At 68.8% G+C, this 7,828-nt stretch carries 6 protein-coding genes; 4 read left to right on the top strand and 2 right to left on the bottom strand.

What is annotated here, in order from left to right:
* Positions 1–55: 55 nt before the first annotated feature.
* Entirely contained in the window at positions 56–1,477 is a 1,422-nt protein-coding gene (locus VGV13_20625; GenBank protein HEV8643490.1) for a sigma-54 dependent transcriptional regulator, read from the bottom strand.
* A gap of 82 nt (positions 1,478–1,559) precedes the next feature.
* Positions 1,560–1,958: a secondary thiamine-phosphate synthase enzyme YjbQ gene (locus VGV13_20620; protein HEV8643489.1), complete on the bottom strand. Its 399-nt coding sequence runs from the start codon at positions 1,956–1,958 to the stop codon at positions 1,560–1,562.
* Between the two features lie 104 nt (positions 1,959–2,062).
* On the opposite strand from VGV13_20620, the gene VGV13_20615 reads away from it, so the two are divergent.
* The 4 genes from VGV13_20615 to VGV13_20600 all read left to right on the top strand — a co-directional run bounded on the left by VGV13_20615 (position 2,063) and on the right by VGV13_20600 (position 7,302).
* Positions 2,063–3,589 carry a YifB family Mg chelatase-like AAA ATPase gene (locus VGV13_20615; GenBank protein HEV8643488.1) on the top strand — a complete coding sequence of 509 codons (1,527 nt, stop codon included), beginning with the start codon at positions 2,063–2,065 and terminating at the stop codon, positions 3,587–3,589.
* Positions 3,590–3,706: 117 nt separating this feature from the next.
* The gene (locus VGV13_20610; GenBank protein ID HEV8643487.1) at positions 3,707–3,832 is read left to right on the top strand and encodes a hypothetical protein; all 126 of its coding nucleotides are present in this window, start codon (positions 3,707–3,709) and stop codon (positions 3,830–3,832) included.
* Between the two features lie 304 nt (positions 3,833–4,136).
* Positions 4,137–6,368, top strand: a complete 2,232-nt coding sequence (locus tag VGV13_20605) for an MASE4 domain-containing protein (GenBank protein HEV8643486.1) — start codon at positions 4,137–4,139, stop codon at positions 6,366–6,368.
* A 148-nt stretch (positions 6,369–6,516) separates the two neighbouring features.
* On the top strand, positions 6,517–7,302 hold the full coding sequence (locus VGV13_20600; GenBank protein HEV8643485.1) for a response regulator: 786 nt from the start codon (positions 6,517–6,519) through the stop codon (positions 7,300–7,302).
* Positions 7,303–7,828: the final 526 nt, after the last annotated feature.

The following is a 7,828-nucleotide window of genomic DNA, read 5'->3' as shown; positions in this document are numbered from 1 at the left end:
CCTCGTTTTCCAGCCGCTGCACAGGATCAGTGCAAGTTGCACTGAATCAGTGCACTCACTCTTCCCGGACAGGACCCTTCAGGTCCCAGCGGGCCAGCTTCGCGTTGAGCGAGTTCCGGTGCATCCCGAGAATCCGGGCCGCCTCGCTCACGTTCCAGCGAACACGCTGGAGCACGCGCAGCACCATCTGACGCTCGAACGCCTCGGTGGCCTCCCCGAGGGCGAAGCCGCCCGTCTCGCGGGCCGCCACGGCGCGGCCGGGCAGCAGCAGGTCGAGGGGCAGGTCGTCGACCCCGATGACCGGCCCCTCCAGCAGCCCCACCAGCCGCTCGATCACGTTCTGCAGCTCGCGGACGTTCCCCGGCCAGGAGTGTTCGCCGAGGACGGTGAGCGCCTCCGGCGACAGTCCCTCGATGCGCTTGTTGAACGCCTGGTCGTAGCGCCGGATGAAGTGCTGGACCAGCAGCGGAATGTCTTCCCGGCGCTCGCGCAGCGGGGGCACCGTGATCGGCATGACGTTGAGCCGGTAGTAGAGATCCTCCCGGAACGTTTCCTCGGCCACGGCCTGGTTGAGATCGGTGTTGGTGGCGACGATGATGCGGGCGTCGATGCGAATGGACCGCGTGCCGCCGACGCGCTCGATCTCCCGCTCCTGGAGCACGCGCAGCAGCTTGGCCTGCAGGTCCGGCTTGAGCGAGCCGATCTCGTCCAGGAAGAGGGTGCCGCCCTGGGCCAGCTCGAAGCGTCCCAGCTTGCGCTGGTAGGCGCCCGTGAACGCCCCCTTCTCGTGCCCGAACAGCTCCGATTCCACGAGGGTCTCGGACAGCGCCGCCGGATTGACCGGGACGAACGGCTTGTCCCGGCGCGGTCCCTGACGGTGGATGGCGCGCGCGATCAGCTCCTTGCCGGTGCCGCTCTCACCCGTGATGAGCACGGTGGTCGTGGTGCGAGCCACCTGGGTGATGAGCCGGTAGAGCTTCTGCATGGCGGGGTGCTGGCCGACCAGCTCGCCGCGATCGTGCTGGCGCTCGAGCTCGGAGCGAAGGAACACCACCTCACGCTCCAGCGAGCGCTTCTCCAGCGCGCGGCGGACGACGGAGAGCAGCTCGTCGTCCTCGAAGGGCTTGGTAAGGTAGTCGAAAGCGCCGAGCTTCATGGCCGCCACCGCCGTCCGGACGGTCTTCACGGCGGTCACCAGGACGACCTCCATGGCCTCGTCGATGGCCTTGATACGCTCGAGCACCTCGATGCCGTCCATCTCGGGCAGCCGGATGTCGAGAAGCACGAGATCCACCTGGCGCGATCGCACGACGTCGAGCGCGCTCCGGCCGTCGGGGACGTCCAGGACGTCGTAGTCGTCCTCCAGGATCAGGCGGAACGATTCCCGGATGCCGAGATCATCGTCGACGACGAGGACCACGGGGCGTACCGCCCGGGAGGCGTCCACCCCCTCCGAGGTCCGCAATTCGCGCGCCATGACCTAGGAATGTACCATCGAATCGGCCCGCCTTGCGATCCGGAAGTGACGTCGCGCGGTGCCGCGCGCGTGAGCCACGCGCTCACGCGCGCACGTCGACGACGATCTCCCGCTCCCGGGGGCCGTCGCACTCCACCAGCGCGATCCCTTGCCAGGTGCCCAGGAGGAGACGGCCCCCACCCACCGGGACCGTCTCGGACGGACCGAGGAAGGCCGCCTTCAGATGGGCGGCGCCGTTGTCGTCGACCTTGTCGTGCTCCCACACGCCCTCGGGAAACAGCTTGTCCAGCGCGGCGACGATGTCGGCGCGCACGCCGGGGTCCGCGTTCTCGTTGATGACGATGGCCGCGGTCGCGTGGCGGACGAAGACCGTGCAGAGGCCTTCGCCCACGCCCGATCGGGCCACCACGTCGGCGACGCGCGGCGTGAGGTCGAGGACCTCGAACTTCTTGCGGGTGCGCGCGCGGATGATCTCCTGCATGCGCTGATTGTATAGCCGGCGGCCCCGGCGCGTCGGGCCCGGCCGCCGGCGCCGTATGGAATCGGTGACATTGACGGTCGGAGCGGCGCGGCTAAGAATCGGCCGTGCTCGCGCGCGTGCTCTCCGCAGCCCTCATCGGTGTCGAGGCGGTGCTCGTGCGGGTCGAGGTGGACGTGGCCAGCGGGCTCCCGGCGTTCACCACGGTCGGTCTGCCCGACTCCGCCGTCCGCGAAAGTCGCGAGCGCGTGCGCACGGCCATTCGCAACGCGGGGTTCCCGTTTCCGTCCGACCGCATCACCGTCAACCTCGCCCCCGCCGATATCCGCAAGGAGGGCGCCTCCTTCGACCTGCCCATCGCCCTGGGGATCCTGGCGGCGACCGGCGCCGTCAAGAGCGGGCGGATCGGGCCCTTCGGTGTCGTCGGCGAGCTGGCGCTCGACGGGCAGATCCAGCCGGTGCGCGGCGCCCTGGCCGCCGGGCTGGCGTGCCGGAGGCACCGGATCACGACGCTGCTCGTTCCGGCCGCCAACCGTGCAGAAGCGGTGGCCGTCGACGGACTGCGCGTCCTGGCCGCCGCCACGCTCGGCGACGCCGTCGCCCTCCTGAACGGTGATGCCTCCGCCGCCGACCATCCGCTGCCGGCAACGCCACCACCCGAAGTTGTGATCGCCGACGACCTCGACTTCGCCGACGTGCGGGGACAGACCCATGCCAAGCGCGCGCTGGAGATCGCCGCCGCGGGCGCCCACAACGTCCTGCTCGTCGGTCCTCCGGGCGGCGGCAAGACGATGCTGGCCCGCCGGCTGCCCGGCATCCTGCCGCCCCTCAGCAGCGACGAGGTCATCGAGGTGTCGACGATCTGGAGCGTCGCCGGACTCCTGGCGCCCCAGGGCGGACTCGTGAGGACGCGCCCGTTCCGCGCCCCCCACCATACGATCTCGGTCTCCGGCCTGATCGGCGGCGGCAGCCCGCCCCATCCGGGCGAGGTCACGCTGGCGCACCTGGGCGTGCTCTTCCTCGACGAGCTGCCCGAGTTCCACCAGCACGTCCTGGAATCCCTCCGCCAGCCTCTGGAGGACGGTCGCGTGACGATCGCGCGAGCCAGCGGCATCGGCGACTTCCCCGCGCGCTTCCAACTGATCGCCGCCGCGAACCCCTGTCGCCGCGGCTGCCCCTCGCTCGACCGTTGCCTCTGCACCCCGGGCGAGCGCGGTCGCTACCTCGGCCGTCTCTCGCGGCCCCTGCTCGACCGCATCGACCTGCACGTCGAGCTGCCCGCGCTCGCGCCGACCGAGCTTCCGGCGGCGGCCGCCAGCGACACCTCGGCCACCGTCCGCGCCCGTATCCTGCGAGCGCGCGCCCGCCAGCGGGACCGCTTCCGCGGGACCACCGTCCGGGTCAACGCCGAGATGACGCCGCGCCAGCTGCGGCGCTTCTGTCCCCCGCCCGCCGAGGGCGAGCGGCTGCTGGCCGCCGCCATGAGCCGGCTCGGTCTGTCGGCCCGGGGCCACGACCGTGTGGTCAAGGTGGCGCGAACGATCGCCGACCTGGAGGACGCCGACGGGCCCCGCGCCGAGCACTTCGCCGAGGCCATCCAGTACCGGAGCCTGGACCGCCAGTGGCGGGCGTGAGGGGGCCGGCCTGTGCGACTGGCTGGCTGGGTGTCGGTGCCCGGCCACGATACGAGCACGCAGTTCGCGGGGCGGCCCGTTTTCAACCCCACGGTTGTGAACAGACCCGAGCCGCGCATGAGCGAGGGCGACCTGATCAGGGATCGGGTGATCGCTGGCGTCCCGCGGGCGAAGGCGCAGGGGCGCGGGCTTGGGCGGCCGCGCAAGCACCACGTCGACGTCGCCCGGGCCCGTGGTCGCTGACCCTCGCGCTCCGGGCCGCATACCCGACACCGCAAAAATCGTCGCTTCTGGCCGCCCATAACTCCGCGTCGGATAGGAGGGCCAGGAGGCGGCGCGCGCGCCTCAACAAGGATTTCTTCAACCTCAAGGCCAGCGCGCCGTGCTCGCCTGCGCGCTTCTCAGCCGTGCTGAGATACCCCAGACGCTCTGCTCTCCGTCTGGGTCTTGACGAAGCGCTCCGAAAAGGACTTTTCCCCCGGCACTCGGGGTCCTTCGTGCCAGCGTGTCAATACGCTTCGACCCACCGGCTCAATAACTGGTCGTTTTGATTGGCAAACCCCGGTTGGTACCGACCTTGCCACCTACTCCCCGGGGCGGTGCGGAACAAAGCCCTCAGGGAGGAAACCACGGAATTGGGGAGTCGTCATCGGACAGGTCCTCAGTCACATCCCGAACATCAACGGCTGGCGGACATTTGATGCGAGGTTCATATCGGGAATCCCGGTTAAGAGACGAGCGCGGGGTATTCCTGTCGACACTGCCTGCGGGGCGCGGCGAGCGCCAGCTTGCGCTCACGGTCGTGCTGGTGTCCGTCGTGCTCTTTCTCGCGGCAGCGCCCTTTGCGAAGGAGCCGCTCGCGCAGATTTGGGCCTTCATCCCGATGTATGAATCAGCGCTCGTGATCAACGATCTGATCACGGCGGTCTTGCTTTTCGGTCAGTTCAGCATATTGCGGTCGCGGGCGCTGTTGGTGCTGGCCAGCGGCTACCTGTTTACGGCCTTCATGACTGTCTCGCACGCGCTCACGTTCCCCGGCCTGTTCTCGCCAACCGGCCTGCTCGGCGCCGGGCCTCAGAGCACGGCCTGGCTGTACATGTTCTGGCATGGCGGGTTCCCGCTCCTCGTCATCGTGTATGTGCTGCTCACGGACGAGGGGCGCGAGACGAGCCGTCCTGGCGGCCACGCCAGCATCGCCGTCCTGTCCAGCATTGCGTCGGTTCTCGTCCTCGCGTGCGGGCTCACGCTCCTCGCCACGGCGGGCCAGGACGCTCTCCCCGCGATCATGCGGGGCAACCACTACACCCCGGCGATGAGCATCGTCGTCTCGAGCGTCTGGGGGTTGAGCCTCCTCGCGCTGGTCATCCTGTGGCGGCGACGGCCGCACTCGGTGCTCGACCTGTGGCTCATGGTCGTGATGTGCGCGTGGCTCTTCGATATCGCACTGGCCGCGGTCCTCAACGCTGGCCGTTTCGACCTCGGCTTCTACGTCGGCCGGATCTATGGACTGCTGGCGGCAAGCGCTGTGCTCCTGGTGCTGCTGCTCGAGAACGGCATGCTCTACGCTCGGCTCGTCGAGGTTTACCGCGAGCTCGACCGCCAGAACCGCTCGCTGGAGCAGATCGTCGCCGAACGGACGCAGCGGCTCCTGCAGAGCGAGAAAGTGGCCACGATGGGCTCCCTGCTGGCCGGCGTCGCTCACGAGCTCAACAACCCGCTGGCGGTCCTCATGGGCCAGGCTCACCTTCTTCGCGAACTGGCCAAGGACCCCTCGCTGGTCCAGCGCGCCGAGAAGATCCACGCCGCGGCGGAGCGGTGCGCCCGCATCGTGCGCAACTTCCTGTCGCTGGCGCGCCAACGCCCGCCCGAGCGGGGAGACGTGCGGCTCAACCAGGTGGTCCGGGAGGCCGCCGAGTTGCTGGCCTACGAGCTGCGCACGAGCAGTGTCGAGGTCGCCTTGGATCTGGCCGAGGACCTGCCGACGCTGTGGGCGGACTCTCACCAGCTCCATCAAGTGGTGGTCAACCTCGTGGGCAACGCCCACCAAGCGATGCGCCATCTGGCCGCGCCACGGCGGATCGTTCTCACCACGCGACCCGGTCCGACGCGAAACCGTGTCCGCCTCGAGGTGACGGACACCGGCCCCGGGATTCCGGCGGCGATCCGGTCGAAGATCTTCGAACCTTTCTTCACGACGAAGCCTCCGGGCGAAGGGACCGGGCTGGGGCTGTCGCTCTGCCGGGGCATCATCGAAGAGCACGGCGGCACCATCGCGGTGGAGAGCGAGCCGGGCCGGGGCACGACCTTTGTCGTCGAGCTACCCATGCTGGCTCGCCCGGCGCCCGCGCGTGGCCCTGCCGACGCCGAGGCGTTGCCGCCGATCACTCCGAAGGCCATTCTCGTGGCGGACGACGAACCGGACATCGCCGCGACACTGGCCGAGGCGCTTCAGCGCGACGGCCATCAGGTCGACATTGCGGCCGATGGTCTTATGGCCCTCAAGATGCTGGCGCGGCGGTCCTACGACCTGGTGCTGAGCGATACCAAAATGCCCAATCTCGACGGAGAGGGCCTGTACCGCCAACTCGAGCGGCGCTTCCCGGCACTGCTTCAGCGGCTGATTTTTGTCACCGGCGACGTGCTGGATCGGGAGAAACGAGAATTTCTCGAGTCGACCGGGGCGCCGTGTCTCGCGAAGCCGTTCGACCTCAGCGAAGTCCGGCGGGTGGTTCACCGTGTGCTCGCTGGTGCGAGCACGGCGAGGTCGCCCCAGCCGTGAAGCGGATCCTGATTGGGCGTTGGCAAGCCAGACACTGAAGGATGGAGCCGTCAGCTACGCGGTTCTTGAAAGGTCCGGAGCGGGCTCGCCCGCGGTGGGGGAACGAGCGTTGAGATCAGCGGTGGGACCGCGGAAAAAGGTGTTGGTCGTGGACGACGAAGTGGAGGTCCGCGAGGTGTTGACCGAATACCTCGCGGTGCAGGGGTTCGAGGTGCTGGAGGCGGGTAACGGCCTTGAGGCGTTGCTTCACGTCAAGCACGCGCGGCCCGCTGCGGTCGTACTTGATCTCGCCATGCCGCGGCTCGGCGGGTTGGAGACGCTGAAGCGGATCCGCAAGTTCGATCCGGCGATCGCCGTGGTGATTGCGACCGGGCAGCTCGATGATGACGTCCGCCGGCAGGCGGTGGCCCTGGGCGCGCGTGCGGTTTTCCCCAAGCCGGTGGAGTTGTCGGACCTGCTGGCCGCACTGGGGGGCGTCGGGAAACCCGCGCAGGGATCCACTCCGGCCCCCGAGATGCGCCCTGCGCCACCGGCGCGGAGCCTCCCGCCGGTCGGCTCCCAGGGCAAAATCCTCGTCATCGACGACGATCCGGACTTCCGGGCGATGCTCGAAGAGTTCCTGACCGTAAGCGGCCATCAAGTGATCTCGGCGGCCGATGGCGTGGCCGGAGTACGGGAGATCGTTCAGGGCGCGCCGGACGTGGCGCTGCTCGACATTGACATGCCGGGCCTGAGCGGGCTCGAGGCCCTTCCGGCCATCAGGGCGGTGGCTCCGGACGTGGTCGTGATCATGGTCAGCGGAATGGCGAACGTGGAGGTCGCCAAGCGCGCGCTCGCCCTGGGCGCGTTCGACTACGTCGTCAAACCCGTGGACCTGGCGTACTTGACCCAAAGCCTGCAGACCGCGCTGACGATGAAGCGCGTGTCGATGTAACTGCCCGAGCTCGTCACGAAGAACCGGTGGCCGAGCTGCCCGCCAACGCCGACTGAGGATTGGGACCGCGCCCTCCTTCTCGCCGCCCTCGGCTTCGCCCGCCTTGAGCTGGGTACTGAGTTGCCCACGCTCCGGGCACTCCGAAGCTGGCTCGGCTCCTGGCGAGGTGTCGGCCTGGTCGCGGAGACCATGCGGCGGCGATACATTAGCTCGGAGCGGATGTCGACCTCTTCCAGAGTCGCCGTCGGCTCACCCTGATCCGCCGCACGGCGCACGGGCTCACGAAGGAGATCATCGCTGTCCATCGCCGACCTCTAGGACATCGCGTGAACCGCACGACCCGAGACACCTGTAGGTCATCACGAGAGCATCCCGGAGACATGAGTTAGCCCCGATCCGAAATAAGCTCGCAGGTGAAAGCGGCACATGGCCGCGAACATGGGCGGTGTTCAGGAGATGGTTCGACCGCAGCCAGCGCCTCTATAGGAAGACGTGGGTGCGCACGTACCCACCCTGGCCACGGCCG

Source organism: Candidatus Methylomirabilota bacterium (genome assembly GCA_036001065.1).
Taxonomy (GTDB): Bacteria; Methylomirabilota; Methylomirabilia; order Rokubacteriales; family CSP1-6; genus MNEF01.
Note: the sequence above shows the minus strand (reverse complement) of the source record. Positions and strands in the feature narration are given on the sequence as shown.